Source organism: Rhodoferax ferrireducens, assembly GCF_031458075.1.
Classification (GTDB): Bacteria; Pseudomonadota; Gammaproteobacteria; order Burkholderiales; family Burkholderiaceae_C; genus Rhodoferax_B; species Rhodoferax_B ferrireducens_A.
The window spans coordinates 956,134-980,993 of the sequence record NZ_JAVDXT010000002.1 but is presented as its reverse complement, the minus strand read 5'-3'; the positions used below and the strand labels follow the sequence as shown (position 1 = coordinate 980,993).

The window sequence follows — 24,860 nt, the reverse complement described above, 5'->3', positions numbered from 1 at the left end:
TTAACGCAGGCCCAGCACGCCTTCGGCCCGCAGCCGCTGGGCCACCTGGCGGATACCGTCCTCGCCCCGGCGCAAGGCCTCGGCACTGGTGTGCACCGAATACCGGCCCATCACCAGCGGGTGTGGGTGCGGCACTGCCGAGCCCAGCACCAGCACGGCGTCGGTCTGGGCCCGCAGGGTGATGGGGTCTTCCGACTGGTCGAACACCAGCATGTCGCCCCGGACCACCGGCTCGGGCAAGTCCAGCTCGCCGACGTCCACCGCCAGCCAGCCCACGCTGTGTCCGGCGGGCGGCTGGTAGGTCCAGGTCTCGCCCGCGCGCAGCTGCACCGCCAGGTAGGTGGCATCCGCCGGGTGCGCAATCGCGCTGCGCACACCGGCGTACTGCCCTAGCAGCACCGTGGCCGGGCCGCTGTGCGTCAGCGCGGCCGGGCTGAGGTACTGGCTTTCGGCCGGCGCGTTCTCCAGTGCCTCGGGCAGCGCGATCCACAGCTGAAAGCCATGCGCGGGCACATCGTCGGTGGGCTTGCCGGTGTGCCATACGCCGCCGCCGGCCCGCATCCATTCCACGCTGCCTGCCTGCAGTCGGCCGCTTTGGCCGGTGCTGTCGGCGTACTCCATGCCGCCGGCCACCAGGTAGGTCAGCGTGGCGATGCCGGAGTGCGGATGCATGGGGAATCCGCCCAGCTGGGCCGGGTCGTCGCTGACAAACAGGTCCAGAAACACAAACGGCTTCAGCAATTCGCCCAGGTCCGACGGACTCATCAGCCGGGTAATAGGCCCGTGCGTATGGCCGCGCGTGCGGTGCACCACCTTGCGGCCCGCGGCCACCGCGGGTTTCAGCACGGCCGTCATACCGCCGCCACGCCGGCACGGCGCTGCTGGCCCGGCCGCAGCTGGTAGGCCACAAACGCGCACAGCAGCCCCAGCACCATCGCCGGCACCGGCGAGCCCTCGATGACAAACAGGTGCGTGGCGACTGCCCCGACCATGGTGCCGCCGACCCACAGGGCACCCAACAAGCCGGTAGCGGGTACCAGCAGCAGCACCGCACCGACCACCTCCACCGCCCCGGTAAAAGAGCGGAACCATTGGCCCAGGCCGATGTGGTTGAAAATTTCCACCATTTGCGGCACACCGGCCAGCTTGGCCGTGCCGGCCGCGCCCATGGCCAGCGCCAGAAAAATGCGAACGCCCCAAACGATGCGGTTTTGGGCGGTAGAAGAAAGGGCCATAAAAACTCCTGAACAGTAAAAAGTAAGAACCAGAAAGCACAGAACTGGATAGTAGGTACGGCACCAGACCTTGACTAGACGGCTTAATTGGATTTGAATCATCCATTTTTAAGAGCAATAGACCCTGCATGCTGGACCTGAACGAGATCGCGATGTTTGTGCAGGTAGTGCAGGCCGGCAGTTTTGCCGAGGCGGCACGGCGCCTATCCATGCCACCCAATACCCTGAGCCGCCAGGTGCTGCAGCTGGAAAACCACCTGGGCGTGCGCCTGCTGCAGCGTTCCACCCGCAAGCTGAACCTCACCGACGCCGGCCGGGCGCTGTATGGGCGCAGCGCCGCCCAGGTGGAAGAGCTGCTGCAGGCCGCCCAGCAGCTGACCGAAGCCCAGCAGGAGCCCAGTGGCCTGGTGCGGGTGGCCGTGCCGGCCGATTTCTTCGACTTCTTTCAGCTGGACTGGGTGGCGGAATTTCTGCGCGAGCATCCCGCTGTGCAGCTGGATTTTGTGCTCAGCGACGGCCGGGCCGATCTGATCAGCGAAGGCATCGACGTGGCGTTTCGCGGCGGCGAGCTGCCCGACTCCAGCCTGGTAGCGCGCCGGCTCAGCACCAACCACACGGGGCTGGTAGCCAGCCCGGCCTATTTGGCGCTGCGCGGCACACCGGCGCAGCTGGAAGACCTGTCCCACCACGTCTGCATCCGCGCGTCCAAGACCGTGGGCCGTGGTCTCTGGCGGCTGGAGGGCCCCCAGGGCCCGGAACAGGTGGAGGTGACGGGCAGCTTCAGCGCCAACACCGCGCAAGCGCAACTGAAGGCGGCGGTGGCAGGACTGGGTATCGCCCTGCTGCCGATGACGATCGCGACGCAAAACCTGCGCGCCGGCACGCTGTGCGAGGTGCTACCGCACTACAGGCAGTCCAACGGCGGCTTATACGTGGTCTACCCCAGCCGCAAGCAGGTACCGCGCGGGGTCACCGCGTTTGTGGATGCGGTTGTGCAGCGCCTGGACCTGCGTTAGCCAAGCGCCGAGCGGGCCAGCGGATCAGGCCCCGGACGGCCAGTGGTCGTGGCGCGCGCGGCGCTCCTGCCGGTAGTTGGTCACTTCCAGGCGGATGCCATCCGGGTCGGAGAAAAAAGTCGCCCAGTAGTCGGGCGCGTATTCGGGATACAGCCGGGCCTCGGTGGCCGCAATGCCGGCGCTGCGCAACTGCTCGGCCACGGCCTGCACATCGGCGATGGATGCAACGCGCAGGCAGAAGTGGTGCAGCCCGGGCGCATAGGAATCATGCGGCGCCGCACTGCGCGCCGGGCGCAGCACAAAGCCGAAATGCCGGTTGAAGTACTGGATGTGCGGATCGCCCGCCAGCGGAAACTTGTTCTTGCGAAAGCCCAGCGCCGCCACCAGCACCTGGTCGTAAAACGGCTCGGCCCGCGCCAGGTCGGACACGCTGATGTAGATGTGGTCGATTCCAATGGCTTCGGGCATGGCGGGCTTTCTGGTCCTGGGGCGGCGCGCAGTATCCCACAGCTGTAGTTTTACCAGCCCATCAGCCCTGCAGCGCAGATTCCACCTGCGCAAGAGGCTATGCAATCCATAGCAAATCGCCCTAATCCGACTATGGAGCAGATTGCGCAGGGGTAAATCCGTAGTAAAGCTTTTTGAACCACGACAAGCCCTGCAACGGCAGGCTTTACGATGTACCGAGATCTTTACTTGGCCACTCCGCGGGCCAGCCCACTCCATGACCAAGCACTTGTTTTTGCGCACCGGCGCTGCGCGCCACGCCGGCCTGTCCGCGCCGGGATTTCTGGGCCTGGTGCTGCTGGTCGCGGCCGCGGGCGGCGCGGGCTGGTGGTGGGGCCAGCACCAGCCGGCGTCCACGGCAGACGCGGCCAGCCCGCCGGCGCGGGCCGCCAGCGCTGCAGGGGGATCGGGCGGATCGGGTGGTGGCCGGCGCTTTGGCGGCGCCAGCCAGGTGCAGCCGGTGTCGGTGGCGGTGGTGCAGCAGCACGATGTGCGGCTGCTGGTATCGGCCATCGGCAACATCAGCGCATTGAACACCGCCACGGTGCGGGCGCAGGTTTCCGGTGTGCTGCAAGCCGTGCGCTTCCAGGAGGGCCAGCAGGTCCAGGCCGGCCAGGTGCTGGCCGAGATCGACCCGCGCAGCTTTCAGATCGCACTCGCGCAAGCCCAGGGCCAGCTGGCGCGCGACCAGGCCCAGCTGCGCAATGCCCAGATCGACCTGGGGCGCTACCAGGATTTGCTGGCCAAGGACTCGATTGCCAAGCAACAAGTGGACACGCAGGATGCGCTGGTCAAGCAGCTGCAGGGCACGGTGCTGACCGACCAGGCCCAGGTCGACAGCGCCAAGCTGCAGCTGTCGTACACCCAGGTGCGCGCGCCCATCGGCGGCCGGCTCGGCTTCCGCCAGGTCGACGTGGGCAATATGGTGCAGACCAGCGATGCCAACGGCCTGGTCAGCATCACCCAGACCCAGCCGCTGACCGTAGTGTTTGCCGTGCCCGAGGCGAACGTGGCACAGATCACCCAACAGCTGGCCGCCAAGACCCCGCTGCAGGTCGAGGCCTGGGACCGGGCGCTGAAGAATAAGCTCGCCGTCGGCAAGGTAGCCAGCACCGACAACGCCATCGACACCACCACCGGCACCCTCAAGCTCAAGGCCCAGTTTGCCAACGCCGATGGCGCACTGTTCCCGAACCAGTTTGTCAACGTGGTGCTGCAGCTGGGCACGCAGCCGAACGCGCTGGTGGTACCCAGCGCCGCCGTGCAGCGCGGCGCCCAGGGCACCTTCGTCTACGCGGTAAAAGAAGACGGCAGCGTCAGCGTGCGGCGCATCCGCCTGGGCGCCACCGACGGCGACGGGGTCAGCGTGCAAGGCGATATCAGCGCCGGTGAAAAAGTCGTTACCGACGGCGCCGACCGCCTGCGCGAAGGTGCCAAGGTCGAGGTGATCACACCGCAGCCGGCGAATGCGGCCAGCGATACCGGTGGTCGCCGCCGACGCGATAAATCCGAGCCGAATGCGGCTCCTGCGCAGGCAGCATCTGCGCCAGCAGCTACAAAAACAGAAGCACCGACTGCCGCGGCGAAAAGTCCGGAAGCGGCGCCCGATGCGGCGCCAGCCGCCAGCGACGAGCGCCCGCGCTGGCTGGACCGCCTGCCACCCGAGGAACAGGAAAAGTTTAAAAAAATGGGCCCCGACGAGCGCAAAGCCTTCATCGAAAAAATGCGCGAACGCCGCCGCCAGAAAGAGGCCGCCGGTGGATAAGACCCGCTTCGCCGCGCCATGAACCTGTCTCGCCTATTCATCCTCCGCCCGGTCGCGACTTCGCTGCTGATGGTGGCGATCCTGATCGCCGGCCTGCTGGCCTACCGGCTGCTGCCGGTGTCGGCCCTGCCCGAGGTCGACTATCCGACCATCCAGGTCACCACGCTCTACCCGGGCGCCAGCCCGGACGTGATGACATCCTCGGTTACCGCGCCGATGGAGCGCCAGTTTGGCCAGATGCCGGGGCTGGCGCAGATGTCGTCCACCAGCTCGGGCGGGGCTTCGGTGATCACGCTGCGCTTCTCGCTGGAGATGTCGCTGGATGTGGCCGAGCAGCAGGTGCAGGCGGCCATCAACGCCGGCAGCAATCTGCTGCCCAGCGACCTGCCGATGCCGCCCACCTACAGCAAGGTGAACCCGGCCGACGCACCGATACTGACCCTGGCGATCACCTCGCCATCCCTGCCCGTCATCCGCGTGCACGACCTGGTGGAAAACCGCTTGGCACCCAAGCTGTCGCAGGTCGAGGGCGTGGGCCTGGTGGCACTGGCCGGCGGCGGCCGGCCCGCCGTGCGCATCCAGGCCGACCCGAGCAAGCTGGCCGGCGTGGGCCTGGCACTGGACGATGTGCGCACCGCCATTGCCGCCGCCAACACCAACCAGGCCAAGGGCAGCTTCGACGGCCCGCTGCGGGCTTCGACCATCGACGCCAACGACCAGCTGCGCTCGGCGGCCGAGTACACCAATCTGATCCTGGCCTACAAGAACGGCGCGCCGATCCGCATGAAGGATGTGGCGAATGTGGTGGACGATGCAGAAAACATCCGCCTCGCTGCCTGGGCCAACGCTACGCCCGGCATCATCCTGAACATCCAGCGCCAGCCCGGCGCCAACGTGATCGACACCACCGACCGCATCAAGGCCTTGCTGCCCAAGCTGCAAGCCACCCTGCCCGCCTCGCTCGATGTGCAAATCCTGACCGACCGCACGGTGACCATCCGCGCCTCGGTGGAAGACACGCAGCTGGAGCTGCTGCTGGCGATTGGCCTGGTGGTAGCCGTGATTTTTGTGTTCTTGCGCAGCGGCTCGGCCACGCTGATCCCCAGCCTGGCCGTACCTTTGTCGCTGGTCGGCACCTTTGGCGTGATGCACCTGGCCGGCTTTTCGATCAACAACCTGACCCTGATGGCGCTGACGATTTCCACCGGCTTTGTGGTGGACGATGCCATCGTGATGATCGAGAACATCGCCCGCTTTGTCGAACAAGGCGAAAAGCCGTTTGACGCCGCGCTCAAGGGCGCCAAGCAGATCGGCTTCACCATCATTTCACTGACGATTTCGCTGATTGCGGTGCTGATTCCGCTGTTGTTCATGGGCGACGTGGTGGGCCGGCTGTTCCATGAATTTGCCATCACCCTGGCGGTGTCGATTTTGATCTCGGCTGTGGTGTCGCTGAGCTTCACGCCCATGCTGTGCGCGCGCCTGCTCAAGCACACGCCCGAGGAAAGCCATGGCCGTATCTACCAGGCCACCGGCCGCTTCTTCGACCAGCTGATCCGCCGCTACGGCCTGGCGCTGGACTGGGTGCTGGCGCGCCAAGCCGGCACGCTGTTCGTGTTTGTGCTGACCGTGCTGCTCACCGCTTGGCTGTACTTTGTGGTGCCCAAAGGCTTTTTCCCGCTGCAGGACACGGGTGTGATCCAGGCCATGACCGAGACCGCGCAGAGCAGCTCGTTCGCCGCCATGGCAGACCGGCAGCAGGCGCTGGCCGAGGTGATTCTGCAAGACAGCGCGGTGCAAAGCGTGTCGTCCTTCATCGGTGTGGACGGCGTCAACACCACGCTGAACCAAGGCCGGATTTTGATCAACCTCAAGCCCAAGGCGGCGCGCGATGCATCGGCCAGCGCCATCCTGCGCCGCCTGAGTGACGCAAGCCGCAAGGTGGCCGGCATCACGGTGTACATGCAGCCGGTGCAGGACTTGACGATTGAAGACCGCATCTCCAAGACCCAGTACCAGTTCCTGCTGTCGTCACCGAACTTCGACGAGCTCAACAGCGCGGCCGCCGAGCTGCTGGCGCGCCTGCGCAGCCTGCCGCAGCTGGCCGACGTGGGCAGCGACGTGCAGGACAAGGGCCTGCAGGCCTATGTGGAGATCGACCGCATTGCCGCCGGCCAGCTGGGCGTGACGGTGGCAAACATCGACTCCGCGCTGTACAACGCTTTTGGCCAACGGCTGATTTCCACCATCTACACCCAGTCCAACCAGTACCGCGTGGTGCTGGAGGTGGCGCCGCACGACCGGCTCGGGCCGCAGGCGCTGTCCAGGCTCTACGTGCCCGGCGCCAACGGCGTGCAGGTACCGTTGTCGTCGGTGGCCAAGGTGCAGGAAAGATCGGCCGCGCTGGCGGTGAACCACGCAGGGCAGTTCCCGTCGGCGACGATTTCCTTCAACACCGCCCCCGGCCATTCACTGGGCGATGCGGTCAGCGCCATCCAGGCCGAAGAGGCCGCGCTGCAGCTGCCGGCCAGCATAGAAACCAGCTTCCAGGGCGCGGCGCTGGCCTTCCAGGCCTCGCTGAACAACACCTTGCTGCTGATACTGGCGGCCATCGTCACCATGTACATCGTGCTCGGCGTGCTGTACGAGAGCTTCATCCACCCGGTGACGATTCTGTCCACCCTGCCCTCTGCGGCCCTCGGTGCGTTGCTGGCGCTGCTGGTGTTCGGGCTGGACCTGGACATCATCGCCATCATCGGCATCGTGCTGCTGATCGGCATCGTCAAGAAGAACGCCATCATGATGATCGACTTCGCGCTGGACGCCGAGCGCGAGCAAGGCCTGAGCCCGCGCGCCGCCATCCACCAGGCCTGCCTGCTGCGCTTTCGGCCGATCTTGATGACGACGCTGGCCGCGCTGCTGGGCGCGCTACCGCTGATGCTGGGCACTGGCGTTGGCAGCGAGCTGCGCCATCCTCTGGGCGTGACCATGGTCGGCGGCCTGATCGTCAGCCAGCTGCTGACGCTATTCACCACGCCGGTGATCTACCTGGGCTTTGCCGGCATTGCACAGCGCTGGCGCACCCGCCGCGAGGCCAGGATGGCGTGATGCAGCCACCCGTCCAATCCACCATTTGCTATGGAATAAATAGCTACCTGCGCAGGTATTCTCTGCGCCAGCGGCTTGTTTTCTTTAAATCATCGGTGGGGCGGCGATGAACTTCTCGGCCCCGTTCATCCACCGCCCTATCGCCACCACGCTGCTGACGCTGGGTGTGGCGATTGCCGGTGTCATCGGCTTCTTCCTGCTGCCGGTGGCACCGCTGCCGCAGGTGGATTTCCCGACCATCTCGGTATCCGCGTCCCTGCCCGGCGCCAGCCCGGACACCATGGCGGCCACGGTGGCCACGCCTTTGGAGCGGGCGCTGGGCGCGATTGCCGGCGTGACCCAGATGACCTCCAACTCCTCGCTGGGCAGCAGCCGCGTTACGCTGCAGTTCGACCTGGACCGCGACATCGACGGCGCGGCGCGCGATGTGCAGGCCGCCATCAACGCCGCCCGCACCCTGCTGCCCACCGGCATGCCCAGCAACCCCAGCTACCGCAAGGTGAACCCGGCGGATTCGCCCATCATGCTGCTGTCGCTGACCTCGGACACGCTGACCCGCGGCCAGATGTACGACGCGGCTTCCACCGTGCTGGCCCAGCGGCTGGCCCAGGTGGACGGGATCGGCCAGGTCAACATCGGCGGCGGCGCGCTGCCGGCGGTGCGCGTGGAGCTGGACCCGAACAAGCTGTCGGCCAACGGGATTGCGCTGGACACGGTGCGCCAGGCCATCACCAACACCAATGCGAACCGGCCCAAGGGCGCGGTGGAAGACGGCACGCGCAACTGGCAGATCGGCGCCAACGACCAGGCGCGCACCGCCGCCGAGTTTGCGCCGCAGATCATCCGCTACACAAACGGTAGCGCAGTGCGCATGCAGGACGTGGGCCAGGTGCTCGACAGCGTGGTCGACGTACGCAACTACGGCGCCGCCGACGGCAAGCCGGCGATCCTGCTGATCCTGTTCAAGCAGCCCGGCGCCAACATCATCGACGCTGTCGACAAGGTGCGGGCCCTGCTGCCGCATCTGCGTGCCGCCATCCCCCCGGCCATCGACCTGAAGGTGGTGATGGACCGCACGCCGACCATCCGCGCCTCGCTGCGCGAAGTGGAACGCGCGCTGGCCATCTCCATCGGCCTGGTGGTGCTGGTGGTGTTTTTATTCCTGCGCAATGCGCGCGCTGCGCTGATCCCCAGCGTGGCCGTGCCGGTGTCGCTGGCCGGCACCTTTGGCGTGATGTACCTGGCCGGCTACACCCTGGACAATCTGTCGCTGATGGCGCTGACGGTGGCCACCGGCTTTGTGGTCGACGACGCCATCGTGGTGTTGGAGAACGTGACCCGCCACATGGAGCGGGGCAAGACCGCGCTGCAGGCGGCACTGGCCGGCACGCGCGAGATCGGCTTTACCGTGGTGTCGATCAGCCTGTCGCTGATTGCAGTGTTCATCCCCATCCTGCTGATGGGCGGCATTGTGGGCCGGCTGTTCCGCGAGTTTGCGGTGATCCTGTCGGCCTCGATTCTGGTGTCCATGGTGGTGTCGCTGACCACCACGCCGATGATGTGCGCCGCGCTGCTGCGCCATGCGCCGCCCAAGGCCACGCCCAGCCGGTTGGCCCGCTGGGGCGGGCGTCTGCAGAAGCGGGTTTTGCGCGGCTACCGGCGTTCGCTGGCCTGGACGCTGCGGCACCAGCCGATCGCCCTGCTGGCCCTGCTGTGCGTGGTGGTGCTCAACGTGTATCTGTACACCGTGATCCCCAAGGGCTTCTTTCCGCAGCAGGATACCGGCCGCATCAATGGCAATATCCGCGCCGACCAGAGCACCTCCTTCCAGTTCATGCAGCAGCGGCTGGTGCGCTTCATCGACGTCGTGCGCGCCGACCCGGCGGTCGAGAGCGTGACCGGCTTCACCGGCGGCGGCCAGCGCAACACGGCCAGCATGTTCATGGCGCTGAAGCCGCTGGCCCAGCGCGATGTGTCGGCCGACCAGGTGGTGGCCCGGCTACGCGCCCAATTGGCGCACGAGCCCGGCGCCAATCTGTTCATGGTGCCGGCGCAGGACATCAACATCGGTGGGCGCCAGTCGAATGCCCAGTACCAGTACACCTTGCAGGCCGACGACCTGGCGGATCTGCGCGCCTGGGAGCCGCGCGTGCGCCGCGCGCTGTCGCAGTTGCCGGAGCTGACCGACGTGAACAGCGACCAGCAGGACAACGGCCTGCAGACCTCGGTGGTGATGGACCGCGAGGCCATGGCCCGCCTGGGCCTGAGCGTCAGCACGGTAGACACCACCTTGAACAACGCCTTCGGCCAGCGCCAGGTCGGCGTGATCTACAACCCGCTGAACCAGTACCGGGTGGTGATGGAGCTGGCACCGGAATTCCTGCAAAACGCCGAGTCGCTGCGCAGCCTGCTGTTCACGTCGAAAAGTGGGGCCCAGGTGCCGTTGGCGGCGTTTGCCAAGGTCGAGCTGACGAATACCCCGCTGTCGGTGAACCACCAGAGCGGCACGCCGGCCACCACCGTCAGCTTCAACCTGCCGCTGGGCGTAACCTTGTCGCAAGCCACCGATGCGGTAAACGACGCGGTGGCCGGGCTGGGCGTGCCGGTGTCGGTGCGCGGCAGTTTCCAGGGCACGGCGCAGGCCTTCAAGAGCTCGCTGAGCAGCCAGCCGCTGCTGATACTGGCGGCCATCGTCACCATCTATCTGGTGCTGGGCATCCTGTACGAGAGCCTGATCCACCCTATCACCATCCTGTCCACCCTGCCCTCGGCCGGGGTCGGCGCACTGCTGGCCCTGATGGCGTTCAACACCGAGTTTTCCATCATCGCCCTGATCGGGGTGATTCTGCTGATCGGCATCGTCAAGAAGAACGCCATCATGATGATCGACTTTGCGATTACCCGGCAGCGCAACGCCGCCCATGTATCGGCCGCCCAGGCCATCTACCGCGCCGGCCATCTGCGCCTGCGGCCGATTCTGATGACCACCGCGGCCGCCATGCTGGGCGCCATACCGCTGGCCATCGGCCATGGCGACGGGGCCGAGCTGCGCCAGCCGCTGGGCATTGCGGTGGTCGGCGGCCTGGTGCTGAGCCAGTTGCTGACCCTCTACACCACGCCGGTGGTGTACGTGGCCATGGACCGGCTGCGCGTTTGGGGCCAGCGCTTACGGCGCAAACCCGGGCTTATTTCTCACGACTTGCGGAGTGCCAGCGATGCTGCCTAAATTTCCTCTTGCATGCGGCTGCGCCTTGTTGCTGGCAGCCTGCAGCACCACGCCGCCCTACCAGGTGCCCAGCGCGCCCGCCACCAATGCCTTCAAGGAAACCGGCGTCTGGCAAAGCGCCGATCCGCAGGCCGCGGCCGTGCCGGACGACTGGTGGCTGTTGTTCAACGACCCGGTGCTGAACGATCTGCAAACCCGGGTCGGCAACAACCAGAACCTGCTGGGCAGCGCGGCGCAGATCCGCATCGCCCAGGCCGCACTGGGCAGCAGCCGTGCCGCCTTGTCGCCCACACTGGGCGCCGGCCTAAGCGCCAGCCGCAGCGCCTCGCCCAGCGCAGGGGCTGCCAACAGCGTTGCCCTGACCGGCAGCGCCAGCTGGGAGCTGGATCTGTGGGGCCGGCTGTCGGGCGCAGTGACCGGCGACCAGGCCCGTGTGCAGGCCAGCCAGGACGATCTGGCCGCGGCCCGCCTGTCGCTGCAGGCCACGCTGGCACAAACCTATTTCTCGCTGCGTGCGGCCGAGGCCCAGTCGGCCCTGCTGGAGCGCAGCGTGCAGGCCTACCAGCGCTCCCTGGAACTGACGCAGAACCGCTACCAGGGGGGCGTGGCATCGGCCGGCGATGTGGCGCAGGCGCAGACACAGCTGAAAACCACCGCTGCCCAGCAGGTGGATGCCGACAGCTCCCGCGCCCAGCTGGAGCACGCGCTGGCGGTGCTGCTGGGCCTGGCCCCGTCCGAGTTCAGCCTGGCCCGCACCGCGGCGCTGCCGGCTGCCCCCCTTGTGCCCGACCAGTTGCCCGCCAGCCTGCTGCAGCGCCGCCCGGATATCGCCGCCGCCGAGCGCCGCGTGGCCGCTGCTTATGCGCAGATCGGCGTGGCCAAGGCCGCGTTCTTCCCGGCGCTCACGCTATCGGCCAGCGCCGGCTACAAGGGCAGCTCCTTGGCGAATCTGATCAGCGCCCCGAATCTGCTGTGGTCTATCGGCCCGGCGCTGGCGCTCACCGCCTTCGACGGCGGACAGCGCCAGTCGGCCGTGGACTCGGCCCGCGCCAGCACCGACGCCGCCACGGCCAGCTACCGCCAGACCGTACTGACCGCATTGCAAGAGGTGGAAGACAATCTGGTGATCGCCGGCAGCCTGCAGCAAGAAGCCGCGCTGCAAACCGAGGCCTTGGCGGCCGCCAACCGCTCGCTGGAGATTGTGAAAAACCAGTACCAGAGCGGTACGGTGAGCTACCTAAACGTAGTGATCGCGCAAGCCACGGCGCTGTCCAGCGAACGCAGCCTGCTGGACCTGCAGAACCGCCGTTTGGCGGCTACCAACCAGCTATTGAAGAATATCGCCGGGCGCTGGTAGCTGTGGCTCACCCCCAGGCTCCAGTGCTGCGCACTTTCCGCCACCCCCCTTGCAGGGGGCGATACCAGTGGCCCGGCAAAGCCGGTTCCACGGTATCTCTGGGAAATACGGAACGACCTTTGCCCCCTAGCTAGAGTCAGTGCAGGTGGCGTGGGCGGCGACCGCCGCCGCCATGGCCACCGGCTCCACCCGAGCCGCCAGGACCCCGCGGTGGTTTGCCCAGCTCCAGCGAATTCACCAACGCATCAAAGCGCTGGGTGAACAGCAGGTCGATCTCGCGCACCACGCCGTTGAGCTCGGAGGCGTCGAAATGCCGCTCCATCATGTTGATCACGTCCTGCACCAGCAGATCGCGCTGCACCTGCATGATGGCGGCGGGCGTGGGGCCGACAAACAGCATCAAGAAATCGTCGCGCGAATCGTCGGTGGCGTCCTGGTCGTCTTCGTCGAAGTCGGTGTCGTAGAAGGTGATCTCGATGGACGCACCGCGTTCGGCAAGTTCGTTCAGGCTCATGCACATTTCGTCCAGCGCCTGCTTGAAATCTTCGTCGCCGGGAACCGTCCAGCACATCTGCAGCATGTGCTCGGGCGCGTCGAACTGGATGCCCGGCTCTTCCTCGTAAGCGCTGCCCGCGGCATCGGCCAGGGACTTGGCACCCGCATACTTCCACAGCGGTTTTAGCGCGTCCTGGATCTGGTTGAACGTCACGTCAGTGCGCAAAGGCACCTGGCCATGCACATGGATTTCAAAGGGGGCGTTGTAGCGAGGCATGGTGAGATATTAGGCGCTTTTTAGGGGTATTGAAAACCAGCGCGCTTCTTTTACGAAATGGTGGCTCGGACCGGAATCGAACCGGTACGACTTGCGTCGGCAGATTTTAAGTCTGCTGTGGCTACCAATTACACCACCGAGCCTGCGCATAGCCTGGCATTGTGAAACAAAACAGCCCCGGCAACACATGGGTTGACAGGGCCGGATCCGGAAGCAGAAGCTTCGTTTTCGTCTCGCCAAGGCTAAAAAGCAGCCGCATTGTAACCCGCAGCCAGCTGCGGCCCGGTGCCGCCACACTACAAAGCAATGCTATTGGATGCAGAAACAAAAAAGCCCGAGAGGCTCGGGCTGTAAAGGCATTTGGAGGCGCGACCCGGAGTCGAACCGGGCTAGCCGGATTTGCAATCCGGTACATAACCGCTTTGTTATCGCGCCAAAATTCGACGTAAAAAAGGGAAGCATATAGCTTCCCTTTTTTACTAATTTGGAGCGGGAAAAGAGTCTCGAACTCTCGACCTCAACCTTGGCAAGGTTGCGCTCTACCAACTGAGCTATTCCCGCGTTTCAAGCCTCGCATTATAGCATGGCTTTTTACCCAAAATCCGGATCAACCGAATCTTGAATTCTGGAGGCGCGACCCGGAGTCGAACCGGGCTAGCCGGATTTGCAATCCGGTACATAACCGCTTTGTTATCGCGCCCAAATCACACATGAAAAAGGGAAGCCTGTAGCTTCCCTTTTTACCAATTTGGAGCGGGAGAAGAGTCTCGAACTCTCGACCTCAACCTTGGCAAGGTTGCGCTCTACCAACTGAGCTACTCCCGCGTTTCAAGCCTTGAATCATAACATGATTTTTAGCCTGTTTTTGATTTGAACTTGGTTCAAATCGCTTGCTGCTTCAAACTATTCGTGTGCTGCACCAAGCCTCAAATTATAGCCCACTTTTTCAGCCTTTCCACGCCCTGCTCCAATCTGTGCAGATCTTTGGAAGCAAAACACCAGCGCAACCAGCCCTGGGCTTGCGGCGCAAACGCATTGCCGGGCGCGAGTCCCAGGCCGGCCTCCACCACCAGGCGCTTGGCGGTCAGCAACGAATCGGTATGACCGGCCAACTGGAAGAACGCATACATGCCGCCCGGTGCCGCGGCCACCTGCACGCCCGGAACCGCCTGCAGCAAGGGCACCAGGGTGTCACGGCAGGCCTTCAGATGGGCGACTACGCGCGGTGTGATCTCGTCGGTACGCTGCAAGGCGGTAATGCCCGCGCGCTGCACGAACACGCTGGCGCACGAGGTGTTGAATTCGATCAGCTTGCCCATGTGCGGGGTCGCGCTAGCCGGCATCACCAGCCAGCCCAGCCGCCAGCCGGTCATCAGAAAGCTCTTGGAAAAGCTGTGCACCACCACCAGGCGGTCTTCGGGAGCGGCCAGGTCCAGGAAACTCGGCGCGCAGCCATGGGCACTGGGCGCGTAGTACAGGCGTTCGTACACCTCGTCGGCCAGGATCCAGGTGCCGGTGCGCCGGCAGTGGTCCAGAATGGTTTGCTGCTCGGCCCGGCTCAGGGTCCAGCCGGTGGGGTTGTTCGGCGCATTCAGCACCAGCAGCTTGGTACCGGGGGTGATGGCGGCCAGCAGGGTATCCATATCCAGCCCCCAGGCACCATCGACTTGGGGCTGCAAAGGCACGCAGCGCAGGCGCGCGCCCATGATCGCCGGCTGGGCCGTCAGATTCGGCCAGACCGGCGTGACGGCGACCACTTCATCGCCCGCGTCCACCAGCAGCTGGACCGCCAGCATCAGCGCATTCACGCCACCCGAGGTGATGGCGATGCGCTCGGCGCCGATAGCACCGTGCAGCGCGCCCATGTAGTCGGCGACGGCCTCGCGCAGCTCCAGCAGGCCGAGGTTGTGGGAATAAAAGGTTTCGCCTTTTTGCAGCGACTCGATGGCCGCCTGGCGGATGAAATCGGGCGTGACTTCGTCGCTTTCGCCGAACCAGAAGGCCAGCACGTCGCCGCGCCCCATGCCAGCGTTAGCGACTTCACGGATTTTGGATTCTTCGAGACTCAGGATGGCTTGGCGCATAGACGTATGAAAGCTGTGGAGGCATGATTATGCGCAAGCCTTTTTTGGAGAAGCCCATGCATCTGCCAACCTTGTATTGCGCCTGCCTCGCCTTGGCGCTGGCCTGCGCGGCCCCGTACAGCATGGCCAAAACCAAAAAGACCCAAGGTGGCTCGCAGGTGCGGCTTCTGAAAGATTCATCGGAGGGCACGGCCGAGCGCAACCGCCGCCTGCTGCGCGAATGCAAAGGCCGGCCAAACGCCGGGGCCTGCGCCGGCTTTACCGGTAAATGAGGCTAGCCGGGTCGGACCATCTTGCAGCTCGTCGGCATCTCGGCCTGCGCCGGGCTGATCTGCTTGATGACGCGGAAGCCGTAGCCCGAGCCTTCGACATCGAACTTCACGCCGGGCGCGCCCTGGCGGTCCATGATGCCCACGGCCAGCGGCTGCTGGAACTGGTGGTCGGCCGCGCGCATGCTACCGCTTTGGCCATATAAACTGACGCTAGCGCGCTCCAGGCTTGCGGCGACAGCTACCAAATCCATAGTGCCAGCCTTCTCGATGGCCTGGGCTAGCGCTTCCACCATCAGCTGCATGCGCATGTGCAGATAGTCGTCGGCCGGCTTGGGAAAGCGCTGGCGAAAGCTCTGCACAAAGACCTCGCTCTGCGCCGTGGGCAGGTTCGGCAGCCAGTCGGCTACGGCGATGACCTTGCCCACGCCAGCCTCGCCCAGCGCCGCCGGTGCGCCCAGTGCATTGCCGTAGAAGGTGTAGAACTTGCCCTCGAAACCCACCTCGCGCGCAGCCTTGACCAGCAAGGTCAGGTCGTTGCCGAAGTTGCCGGTGATCACCGCCTGCGCGCCGCTGGCCTTGATCTTGGTGGCGTAGGGAATGAAGTCCTTGATGCGGCCCAGCGGGTGCAGCTCGTCGCCCACCAGCTGCACATCGGGACGCTGCAGCGCCAGCTGGCGCTTGGCCTCACGCGCCACGGCCTGGCCGAAGCTGTAGTCCTGGCCCAGGATGTAAACGCTTTTCACCGCCGTGTCGTCCTTGAACACCGACATCAGCGCGGCCATGCGCATGTCGGCATGGGCGTCGAAGCGGAAGTGCCAGTAGCTGCATTTCTCGTTGGTCAGGGTCGGGTCGACCGCGGCGTAGTTGAGGAACAGCACGCGCTTGCCCGGCTCGCGTTCGTTGTGCTTGTTGATGGCGTCGACCAGCACCGCTGCGGTGGCCGAGTTATTGCCCTGCAGCACGATCTGCACGCCGTCGTCGATGGCCGCGCGCAGCGCCGACAGGGCTTCTTCGTTCTGGCCTTTGCTGTCCAGCCGGTCCAGCGCCAGCAGGTGTTTGCCATCCGGCAGCTTGATACCGCCACGCGCATTCACCCGCTCCACCGCCCACACCAGGTTGCGGAACACCGCCTCGCCGCCGTTGCCCAGGGGGCCGCTCAAGGCCTCGATCTGGGCGATCTTGATCGGCGCCGGGGCCGCCAGCGCCAGTCCGGCTGCGGGCGCGCATAGCGCCAAAGCCAGCGATTTCAAGACCTGGCGGCGAAACTTAAACATCTAGAAATTTCCTTGAAATAGTCGGGCGCGCACACAGATTCCATCCATGCGGCAATCACGGTGAGCGCCGCGCAGTGTAAATGGAGCCTATTATGTTTTTTGCTGCTACCCACCCCGCCTACCATCCCGCCATCGTCCGCCAAAACCAGCAACTGCGCAGCCTGCACGCGCTGCAACGCCTGGTCGATGAAAAACGTTCAGCGGGCTACCGCATCAGCCAGGACGAACAGGCCTACAGCCTGCAGTTCGACGTGCCCGGCATTGCCAAAGAGCAATTGTCCATCGGCATCGAAGGCAATGTGGTGCGGATCGAAAGCCAGGCCGACGCGCCGCGCAGCTACAAGGCTGCGTATGAATTGCCGCTGGACATCGATGTCTCGGCCAGCGATGCCAAACTGGAAAACGGCGTGCTGACTTTGAAGTTGGCAAAGAAGATCCCGGTCAGCAACGTCGCCAACCTGACGATTAATTAACACACCCCCAGGCTGCAGTGCTTCGCATCTTTCGCCAACCCCCTTGCAGGGGGCAACACCTGCAGCCTGGCAAAGCCAGTTCTGCGGTGTTTCTGGATGGCGGGCGTTCTTGCCTTAGCCCACAATGGAGTAGTTGAGTCCCTCCCTTATAGAGAATCCAGCGGCCAGCGCGGCTTCACGTCAAAAGCGTAAGCCCGCGTGGCCTGCTGTAGGCCGGACTGCAGACGCATCGCGCCGGCCATGGCGATCATGGCGCCGTTGTCGGTGCACAAATGCAGCTCGGGGTAGTGCACGCGGATACCGGCCTTGGCGCAGACGGCATTCAGCTGGCTGCGCAAAGCCTTGTTGGCGCCCACGCCACCCGCCACCACCAGCCGGCGCAGGCCGGTACGCTGCAGCGCGGTGATGGATTTCTTCAACAGCACCTCGACAATCGCCGCCTGCGTGCTGGCCGCCAGGTCAGCCTTGCGCGGCTCCAGCCCGTCGCCCAGCTTCTTGGCCTGGGTCATCACCGCGGTCTTCAGGCCAGCGAACGAGAAATCCAGGTTGCCGCTGTGCAGCAGCGGCCGCGGCAGCTTGAAGGCCGCCGGATCGCCCTGCTCCGCCAGCCGCGACAAAGCCGGCCCGCCCGGATAGCCCAGGCCCATCAGCTTGGCCGATTTGTCAAAGGCCTCACCGGCCGCGTCGTCTATGGTTTCACCCAAAATTTCGTAACGGCCTACGCCGTCCACCCGCATCAGCTGGGTGTGGCCGCCCGACACCAGCAGCGCCACGAACGGGAACTCCGGTGGGTCGGCGCTCAAGAACGGCGACAGCAAATGCCCTTCCAGGTGGTGCACGCCCAACACCGGCTTGCCGAGTGCCGCGCCCAGCGCGCAGGCCACGCCGGCGCCCACCAGCAGTGCACCGGCCAGGCCCGGGCCGCGGGTATAGGCCACCACGTCGACATCGGCCAGCGTTTGCCCGGCTTCATCCAGCACCTGCTGGGTCAGCGGCAGCACGCGGCGGATATGGTCGCGGCTGGCCAATTCGGGCACCACGCCACCGTAGGCCTGGTGCATCTCGATCTGGCTGTGCAGGGCATGCGACAGCAGCACCGGCACGCCAGCCCCGTCGGCGCGCACCAGGGCAATACCCGTTTCATCGCAAGATGATTCAATACCTAATACCAACACAGGCGTACCCTATCTGTATGCACAACAACGAAGCCGCGAGTTTAGGCTACCCCCTCTGCCGCCCACAGCGCCCGCCCCAAATTGGCGCGAATCTTGCGGGTTTTCGTCCATGACTGAAGCCCTGCGCATCGTAGTGATTGCCCCTGACCTGGATGTACTCGATCCACGGGACGACCATGCCCTGCTGCAAGCCGAACGCTCGCGCGCGCTGCGCATCGGCCTGCTGGAAAACGGCTACAACCTGGTCGCCGTACTGCCCGGCGACAGCTTCCTGGCCGAACGCCTGGCCCAGCTGCAGCCCGATATGGTGATCGTCGACGCCGAAAGCGAAGCCCGCGACGCGCTGGAGCACGTGGTGATGGCCACCCGCAACGCACCCCGCCCCATCGTGATGTTCACCAACGACGGCGACACCTCGCACGTGAAAGACGCGGTGGCCGCCGGGGTCTCGGCCTACATCGTGGCCGGGCTGTCGGCCGACCGCATCCGCCCCATCCTCGACGTGGCCATGGCCCGCTTCGAGCACGAACAGGCGCTGCGCCGCGAACTCGCCGATACCCGGGTCGAACGCGACGAGCACAAGGCCGAGCTGCACAACCGCAAAGTGATCGACCGCGCCAAGGGCCTGCTGATGCAGCGCCAGGGCCTGAGCGAAAAAGAAGCCTACGACAGGCTGCGCAAAGCCGCCATGGACAAGAGCCTGAAGCTGGTGGATGTGGCCCAGCGCATCCTCGATGTGGCCGAGCTTTTATCCTGAAATGGTGCAGTGCACACAATTAGTGCATCAATTTGTAAGCAGTAAAATACAAGGCCAAAACCGGCCTTAGCGCAATCAATTCTTGCGCAGGCAGCTATTTATTTCATAGCAAAACAGTGGTGGCATGGTGCTTGCGCAAACAAAGCCAGGCCTCTGCTGGCATGTCGTGCATATTGACCCAACCCGGCCCCGCCGCCACCACCCCCCGTGAAATCCGATCTAGTACCCTCTGCCCGGTCCCACCACAGCAGCCCGCTGATTGCGCGCTCGGTCGACCTGCACAAGGTGCTCGACACCCTGGTCAACAACCTGGAAGGCATGGCCTACCGCTGCCTGATGGACGGCGAATGGACCATGCGCTTCGTCAGCCAGGGCTGCTTCAGGCTCACCGGCTACGAAGCCGCCGACCTGCTGGACAACCAACGGGTATCGTGGGAGGACATCACCCACCCCGACGACCGGCTGCGGATACGCCATGAGGTGCTGCAGGCGGTGCAGGCAGGTCTTGGCTACACCTTGCACTACGCCATCATCACCCGCAGCGGTGCCCTGCGCCGGGTCAAAGGCCAGGGCGTGATGGTGATGGATGAAAGCCAGCAGCAGGTGCTGGAGGGCTTTATCCAGGACGTGACCGACATCCACCAGACCCTGGACGCCCTGGCCCACGCCGAGCTGCGCTACCGGCAGATCTTCGAACATGCGCGCGAAGGCATCTTCCAGACCTCGCTGGAAGGCCGCTACCTGTCGGCCAATCCGGCGCTGGCCCGGCTCTACGGCTACAGCACCGCCAACGAGCTGATTGCCGACCTGTCCGACATCGACCGCCGCCTGTATGTGCAGCCGGGCCGGCGCGAACGCTTCCAGAAGCTGATGGCTGCGCACGGCGAGGTCAGCAACTTCGAGTCCGAGGTCTACCGGCGCGACGGCAGCAAGATCTGGATTTCCGAGAACGCCCGCAGCGTGCGCAATGCGCGCGGCGAATTCATCTGCTTCGAAGGCACGGTGCAGGACATCACCGAGCGCCGCAGCCAGCTGGAGCAGCTGGAGCGCCAGGCCAACTACGACGCCCTCACCGGCCTGGCGAATCGCAACCTGCTGCGCGACCGCATCGGCCCGGCCATCGCCCACGCCGAGCGCATGGGCCACTTTCTGGCCGTGGTGTTCATCGACCTCGACCACTTCAAGCTGATCAACGACAGCCTGGGCCACGACGCCGGCGACCAGCTGCTGGTGGAGATCGCCCAGCGCATGCGCGGCTGCGTGCGTGCCAGCGACACCGTGGCACGGCACAGCGGCGACGAGTTCGTGTTGCTGCTGAACGAGCATTTCCGCATCCACAGCGTGATCGCCCACCTGCAGCGCGTGCTCAAGCAGGTGAACCAGCCGGTCAGCCTGCTGGGCCGCGAGTTCCAGATGGGTGCCAGCATGGGCGTGGCGCTGTACCCGCAGGACGGCATGGACGCGCAAAGCCTGCTCAAGCACGCCGACGTGGCCATGTACGCGGCCAAGGAGCGCGGCCGCAACAACTTCCAGTTCTTCACCCCCGAACTCAACAAGCTGGCCGACGAACGCCTCGACCTGGCCACCGCCATGCGCTTCGGCCTGGAGCAAAACGAATTCAGCGTGGTCTACCAGCCCAAGGTGGACCGGCACCGGCGCATCGTCGGCGTCGAGGCGCTGGCCCGCTGGCACAGCGCCAGCTGCGGCAGCGTGGGGCCGGACCGCTTCATCCCCATGGCCGAAGAAACCGGCCTGATCGGCGAAATCACCGAACGGGTGCTGCGCCAGGCCTTCCACGCCGCCACCCAGTGGAGCCCGGTGCAGGGCCGGGCGCTGACCCTGGCGGTCAACCTGTCGGCCAAGCTGTTCCTGGCCGACGACCTGGTGCCGCGCGTGGCCGGCTGGCTGGCCGACAGCGGGCTGCCGCCGCAGCGCGTCGAGCTGGAGATCACCGAAAGCGTGTTCCTGGACGACAGCGAGCGCGCCATCAGCGTGCTGCAGGCCTTCAAGGCGCTGGGCTTTAGGGTGGCGATGGACGACTTCGGCACCGGCTACTCCAGCCTGTCCTACCTGCGCCATCTGCCGCTGGACACGGTGAAGATCGACCGATCCCTGATTACCGACATGGAGTTCGACGAAGACGTGGCCATGATCGCCCAGGCCATGGTCGGCCTGTGCCGCAATCTGCGCAAAACCGTGGTCGCCGAGGGTGTGGAGAACCCGGCCCAGTTCGCCCTGCTGTGTGCCCACGGCTGCGAGGAATTCCAGGGCTATCTGTTTGCCAAGCCGCTGACGGCCGAGGCCTTGCGCAGCCTGCTGGCACGGCACCAAGGCAGCGTTCCCGCACGGCAACTGGAAGCCATGCCCGGCTGAAATGGTGCAGCGCACACAAACAGTGCGAACCCTGGGATTTAAACCAAACAGGCCGCTAGCGCATACTCCATCAGCGCAAGCAGCTATATTATCAATAGCAAGCAAGAGACCTGCAAAGCTGGCACAGTGTTTGCATAACTAGAGCAAGACCAACGATGGTCCCATGACAGTTCCAACCCAAAGGCGGGTTGGCACCATCAGTATCCGGACAAAGGCGTCCCCACCCGTAGAAGGCTGCAGACCTGCAGCGCACTGCGCGGTGAGGACGCCTTTTTTCGTTTCTCAGCTTGTCTTTTTGGGAACCTTTTGATGACCGACCTCTTGAAAACCAAACTCAGCCGCCGCTCTGTCCTGCAAACCGCTGCCGTGGGCGCCGTGGGCATCAGCCCGGCACTGCGCGCCGTGGTCTACGCCCAGGGCTCCGACAAACCCGAGAAGGAAGAAGTCAAGATCGGCTTCATCCCGCTGACCGACTGCGCCAGCGTGGTGATGGCCTCGGTGCTGGGCATCGACAAGAAATACGGCGTCAAGATCGTCCCCAGCAAGGAAGCCAGCTGGGCCGGCGTGCGCGACAAGCTGGTCAACGGCGAACTCGACTTCGCCCATGCGCTGTACGGCCTGATCTACGGCGTGCACCTGGGCGTGAGCGGCCCCAAGAAGGACATGGCGATCCTGATGACCCTGAACCAGAACGGCCAGGCCATCACCCTGAGCAAGAAGCTGGCCGAAAAGGGCGCCGTCGACGGCCCCGGCCTGGCCAAGCTGATGGCCAGCGAGAAGCGCGAATACACCTTTGCCCAAACCTTCCCCACCGGCACCCACGCGATGTGGCTGTACTACTGGCTGGCGGCCAATGGCATCGACCCGATGAAGGATGCCAAGGTCATCACCGTGCCGCCACCGCAAATGGTCGCCAATATGCGTGTCGGCAATATGGACGGCTACTGCGTGGGCGAGCCCTGGGGCCACCGCGCCATCATCGACGGCATCGGCATCACCGCCCAGACCACCCAGGACATCTGGAAGGACCACCCCGAGAAGGTGCTGGGCACCACCAGCGAGTTCGTCAAGAAATACCCGAACACCGCCCGCGCGGTGACCGCCGCCATCCTGGAAGCCGGCCGCTGGATCGACTCCGGCCTGGCCAACAAGAACAAGATGGCCGAAACCATCGCCGACAAGAGCTATGTGAACACCAGCGTGGACGCCATCAACCAGCGCATCCTGGGCCGCTACCAGAATGGCCTGGGCAAGACCTGGGACGACCCGAACTACATGAAGTTCTACAACGAAGGCGCGGTCAACTTCCCGTACCTCAGCGACGGCATGTGGTTCCTGACCCAGCACAAGCGCTGGGGCTTGCTGAAGGACCACCCCGACTACCTGGGCGTGGCCAAGCAGATCAACCAGATCGACATCTACAAGCAGGCGGCCGCCGCCAGCAAGACGCCCGTGCCCAAGGACGTGATGCGCACCAGCAAGCTGATGGACGGCGTGGTGTGGGACGGCAAAGACCCCAAGAAATACGCCGACAGCTTCAAAGTACACGGCTAAACCGTGCAGCCCCCCGCCTCCCCGGCGGGGGTGCCCAGAGTTCCCATTCCCCACTAGGAGAACCCCATGGTCAGTGCCGTATTCCACTCCCCCGGCGACGCATCCTTCGATGCGCCCGAGCACCCGATGACTCCCAAAATGATAGCTACACCCGCAGCTTCTACCAGCGCCAGCGCACCCAAAGCACCTGAAGTCGCAGCCAAGATGCCGTTCGACTGGCGCAACCTGTGGCGCAATGTGCTGCCGCCGATTCTGGGCCTAGGCCTGTTGGTCGGCATCTGGGCCATCATCTCGATCAGCACCTCCAGCAGCATCCCGTCGCCGTTTGAAACCTTCAAGGAAGCCGTGGTGCTGTTCAGCGACCCGTTCTACCGCAAGGGTCCGAACGACCAGGGCGTGGGCTGGAACGTGCTGATGTCGCTGGAGCGCGTGGCCGTGGGCTTTGGCCTGGCGGCGCTGGTCGGCATTCCGGCCGGCTTTGCGATTGGCCGCTTCGAATTCATGGGCCGCATGTTCAACCCGCTGATCAGCCTGCTGCGCCCGGTGTCGCCGCTGGCCTGGCTGCCGATCGGCCTGATGGTGTTCAAGGGCGCGAACCCGGCGGCCATCTGGACCATCTTCATCTGCTCGATCTGGCCGATGGTGATCAACACCGCGGTCGGCGTGCAGCGCGTGCCCCAGGACTACATGAACGTGGCCCGGGTACTGAACCTCAGCGAATGGAAGATCGTCACCAAGATCCTGTTCCCCGCCGTGCTGCCCTACATGCTGACCGGCGTGCGCCTGGCCGTGGGTACCGCCTGGCTGGTGATCGTGGCGGCCGAGATGCTGACCGGCGGCGTGGGCATCGGCTTCTGGGTCTGGGACGAGTGGAACAACCTGAATGTGAAGCACATCATCATCGCCATCTTCGTCATCGGCATCGTCGGCCTGGTACTCGAATACGCATTGATCAAACTGGCCACCGCCTTCACTTTTGAGGAAGTCAAATCATGAGCTCACTGACCAGCAAATACATCGAAATCCAGGGCGTAGAGCAGACCTTCAAGACCGCCAAGGGCATCTTCCCGGCGTTGCGCGATGTGAACCTGACGATTGCCAAGGGCGAGTTCGTGGCCCTGATCGGCCACTCGGGCTGCGGCAAGTCGACCCTGCTGAACCTGATCGCCGGCCTGACCGAACCCACCAACGGCACCCTGCTCTGCGCCAACCGCGAGATCAAGGGCCCAGGCCCCGAGCGTGCCGTGGTGTTCCAGAACCACTCGCTGTTGCCCTGGCTGACCTGCTTCGAGAACGTCTACCTGGCAGTCGAACGCGTCTTCGGCGCAGCCAACAAATCCACCGGCGTCCAGGCCGAGAACAAGGCCCAGCTGAAAGCCCGCACCGACGCGGTGCTGGCCATGGTCGGCCTGACCGCCGCTGCGCAAAAGCGCCCGGGCGAGATCTCCGGCGGCATGAAGCAGCGCGTCGGCATTGCCCGCGCGCTGAGCATGGAGCCCAAGGTCCTGCTGATGGACGAGCCCTTCGGCGCGCTCGACGCGCTGACCCGCGCCAAGCTGCAGGACGAGCTGCTGGCCATCGTGCAGAAAACCCAGAGCACGGTGGTGATGGTGACCCACGACGTGGACGAGGCTGTGCTGCTCAGCGACAAGATCGTGATGCTGACCAACGGGCCGGCCGCCACCATCGGCGAAGTGCTGCAGGTCGACCTGCCGCGTCCGCGCAACCGCGTGGAACTGGCCGAAAGTGTGCAGTACCAGCACTACCGCAAGGCAGTGATCGACTTCCTGTACACCCGCCAAGCCCACGTCGAAAAAATCACTGCATAAATTCTGCCCACCGTGCTAGCCGCCCCCGCAATCACTATCAAAAACCTAGCTACTCCCGCAGGCAACAGCAGCGCCAGCGCCCT

Annotated in this window: 19 protein-coding genes and 5 tRNA genes; 12 read left to right on the top strand and 12 right to left on the bottom strand. The window is 64.9% G+C overall.

Going from position 1 to position 24,860, the window contains the following annotated elements; translation table 11 throughout:
- Positions 1-855, bottom strand: coding sequence for a pirin family protein (locus tag J2X19_RS13525; RefSeq protein ID WP_310373848.1), 855 nt, complete (start codon positions 853-855; stop codon positions 1-3).
- Positions 852-1,235, bottom strand: a complete 384-nt coding sequence (locus J2X19_RS13520) for a DoxX family protein (protein ID WP_116606320.1) — start codon at positions 1,233-1,235, stop codon at positions 852-854. The genes J2X19_RS13525 and J2X19_RS13520 overlap by 4 nt, the downstream gene beginning before the upstream one ends.
- A 128-nt stretch (positions 1,236-1,363) precedes the next feature.
- On the opposite strand from J2X19_RS13520, the gene J2X19_RS13515 reads away from it, so the two are divergent.
- The gene (locus J2X19_RS13515) at positions 1,364-2,251 is read left to right on the top strand and encodes a LysR family transcriptional regulator (RefSeq protein WP_310373845.1); all 888 of its coding nucleotides are present in this window, start codon (positions 1,364-1,366) and stop codon (positions 2,249-2,251) included.
- Positions 2,252-2,275: 24 nt separating this feature from the next.
- Here J2X19_RS13515 and J2X19_RS13510 read toward each other — a convergent pair whose 3' ends face one another.
- A complete protein-coding gene (locus J2X19_RS13510; RefSeq protein ID WP_310373843.1) occupies positions 2,276-2,719 on the bottom strand; it encodes a VOC family protein in 444 nt (147 codons plus the stop codon).
- A 256-nt stretch (positions 2,720-2,975) separates the two neighbouring features.
- Between J2X19_RS13510 and J2X19_RS13505 the strand changes: the two genes are divergently transcribed.
- The 4 genes from J2X19_RS13505 (at position 2,976) to J2X19_RS13490 (ending at position 12,214) form a co-directional block, all read left to right on the top strand.
- Complete coding sequence (locus tag J2X19_RS13505) at positions 2,976-4,523, top strand: MdtA/MuxA family multidrug efflux RND transporter periplasmic adaptor subunit (protein ID WP_310373840.1); 1,548 nt, start codon at positions 2,976-2,978, stop codon at positions 4,521-4,523.
- Positions 4,524-4,541: 18 nt separating this feature from the next.
- Positions 4,542-7,631: an MdtB/MuxB family multidrug efflux RND transporter permease subunit gene (locus J2X19_RS13500; RefSeq protein ID WP_310373838.1), complete on the top strand. Its 3,090-nt coding sequence runs from the start codon at positions 4,542-4,544 to the stop codon at positions 7,629-7,631.
- Positions 7,632-7,737: 106 nt separating this feature from the next.
- On the top strand, positions 7,738-10,857 hold the full coding sequence (locus J2X19_RS13495; RefSeq protein WP_310373836.1) for a multidrug efflux RND transporter permease subunit: 3,120 nt from the start codon (positions 7,738-7,740) through the stop codon (positions 10,855-10,857).
- Positions 10,847-12,214 carry an efflux transporter outer membrane subunit gene (locus J2X19_RS13490; RefSeq protein WP_310373834.1) on the top strand — a complete coding sequence of 456 codons (1,368 nt, stop codon included), beginning with the start codon at positions 10,847-10,849 and terminating at the stop codon, positions 12,212-12,214. The genes J2X19_RS13495 and J2X19_RS13490 overlap by 11 nt, the downstream gene beginning before the upstream one ends.
- Before the next feature lie 136 nt (positions 12,215-12,350).
- On the opposite strand, the gene J2X19_RS13485 is transcribed toward J2X19_RS13490, so the two are convergent.
- The 7 genes from J2X19_RS13485 to J2X19_RS13455 form a co-directional block, all read right to left on the bottom strand.
- Entirely contained in the window at positions 12,351-12,986 is a 636-nt protein-coding gene (locus J2X19_RS13485) for a DUF6806 family protein (RefSeq protein ID WP_116606313.1), read from the bottom strand.
- Positions 12,987-13,044: 58 nt separating this feature from the next.
- Positions 13,045-13,129 (bottom strand) — tRNA-Leu (locus J2X19_RS13480).
- A 218-nt stretch (positions 13,130-13,347) separates the two neighbouring features.
- A tRNA-Cys gene (locus J2X19_RS13475) sits at positions 13,348-13,421 on the bottom strand.
- 50 nt (positions 13,422-13,471) lie between these two features.
- A tRNA-Gly gene (locus J2X19_RS13470) sits at positions 13,472-13,547 on the bottom strand.
- Between the two features lie 65 nt (positions 13,548-13,612).
- Positions 13,613-13,686, bottom strand: a tRNA-Cys gene (locus tag J2X19_RS13465).
- 49 nt (positions 13,687-13,735) lie between these two features.
- Positions 13,736-13,811 (bottom strand) — tRNA-Gly (locus tag J2X19_RS13460).
- Between the two features lie 101 nt (positions 13,812-13,912).
- Positions 13,913-15,070: a pyridoxal phosphate-dependent aminotransferase gene (locus J2X19_RS13455; RefSeq protein ID WP_310373832.1), complete on the bottom strand. Its 1,158-nt coding sequence runs from the start codon at positions 15,068-15,070 to the stop codon at positions 13,913-13,915.
- 56 nt (positions 15,071-15,126) lie between these two features.
- Here J2X19_RS13455 and J2X19_RS13450 point away from each other — a divergent pair, with 56 nt between their 5' ends.
- Positions 15,127-15,342, top strand: a complete 216-nt coding sequence (locus J2X19_RS13450) for a hypothetical protein (RefSeq protein ID WP_125473938.1) — start codon at positions 15,127-15,129, stop codon at positions 15,340-15,342.
- A 2-nt stretch (positions 15,343-15,344) separates the two neighbouring features.
- On the opposite strand, the gene J2X19_RS13445 is transcribed toward J2X19_RS13450, so the two are convergent.
- Positions 15,345-16,616 (bottom strand): branched-chain amino acid ABC transporter substrate-binding protein, encoded by a 1,272-nt coding sequence (locus J2X19_RS13445; protein ID WP_310373829.1) that lies wholly within the window; start codon positions 16,614-16,616, stop codon positions 15,345-15,347.
- 92 nt (positions 16,617-16,708) lie between these two features.
- Here J2X19_RS13445 and J2X19_RS13440 point away from each other — a divergent pair, with 92 nt between their 5' ends.
- Positions 16,709-17,089 carry an Hsp20/alpha crystallin family protein gene (locus J2X19_RS13440; RefSeq protein ID WP_116606309.1) on the top strand — a complete coding sequence of 127 codons (381 nt, stop codon included), beginning with the start codon at positions 16,709-16,711 and terminating at the stop codon, positions 17,087-17,089.
- Between the two features lie 146 nt (positions 17,090-17,235).
- Here the strand turns inward: J2X19_RS13440 and tsaD are convergent, their stop codons facing one another.
- A complete protein-coding gene (gene tsaD / locus J2X19_RS13435) occupies positions 17,236-18,264 on the bottom strand; it encodes a tRNA (adenosine(37)-N6)-threonylcarbamoyltransferase complex transferase subunit TsaD (RefSeq protein ID WP_310373826.1) in 1,029 nt (342 codons plus the stop codon).
- A gap of 109 nt (positions 18,265-18,373) precedes the next feature.
- On the opposite strand from tsaD, the gene J2X19_RS13430 reads away from it, so the two are divergent.
- The 5 genes from J2X19_RS13430 to J2X19_RS13410 all read left to right on the top strand — a co-directional run bounded on the left by J2X19_RS13430 (position 18,374) and on the right by J2X19_RS13410 (position 24,777).
- Entirely contained in the window at positions 18,374-19,021 is a 648-nt protein-coding gene (locus J2X19_RS13430; protein ID WP_116606307.1) for an ANTAR domain-containing response regulator, read from the top strand.
- 207 nt (positions 19,022-19,228) lie between these two features.
- Positions 19,229-21,394 carry a putative bifunctional diguanylate cyclase/phosphodiesterase gene (locus tag J2X19_RS13425; RefSeq protein WP_310373823.1) on the top strand — a complete coding sequence of 722 codons (2,166 nt, stop codon included), beginning with the start codon at positions 19,229-19,231 and terminating at the stop codon, positions 21,392-21,394.
- A gap of 309 nt (positions 21,395-21,703) precedes the next feature.
- The gene (locus J2X19_RS13420; RefSeq protein ID WP_116606306.1) at positions 21,704-22,948 is read left to right on the top strand and encodes a CmpA/NrtA family ABC transporter substrate-binding protein; all 1,245 of its coding nucleotides are present in this window, start codon (positions 21,704-21,706) and stop codon (positions 22,946-22,948) included.
- A 66-nt stretch (positions 22,949-23,014) separates the two neighbouring features.
- Positions 23,015-23,944: a nitrate ABC transporter permease gene (ntrB, locus tag J2X19_RS13415; RefSeq protein WP_116606305.1), complete on the top strand. Its 930-nt coding sequence runs from the start codon at positions 23,015-23,017 to the stop codon at positions 23,942-23,944.
- On the top strand, positions 23,941-24,777 hold the full coding sequence (locus tag J2X19_RS13410) for an ABC transporter ATP-binding protein (protein ID WP_116606304.1): 837 nt from the start codon (positions 23,941-23,943) through the stop codon (positions 24,775-24,777). The genes ntrB and J2X19_RS13410 overlap by 4 nt, the downstream gene beginning before the upstream one ends.
- Positions 24,778-24,860 lie beyond the last annotated feature (83 nt).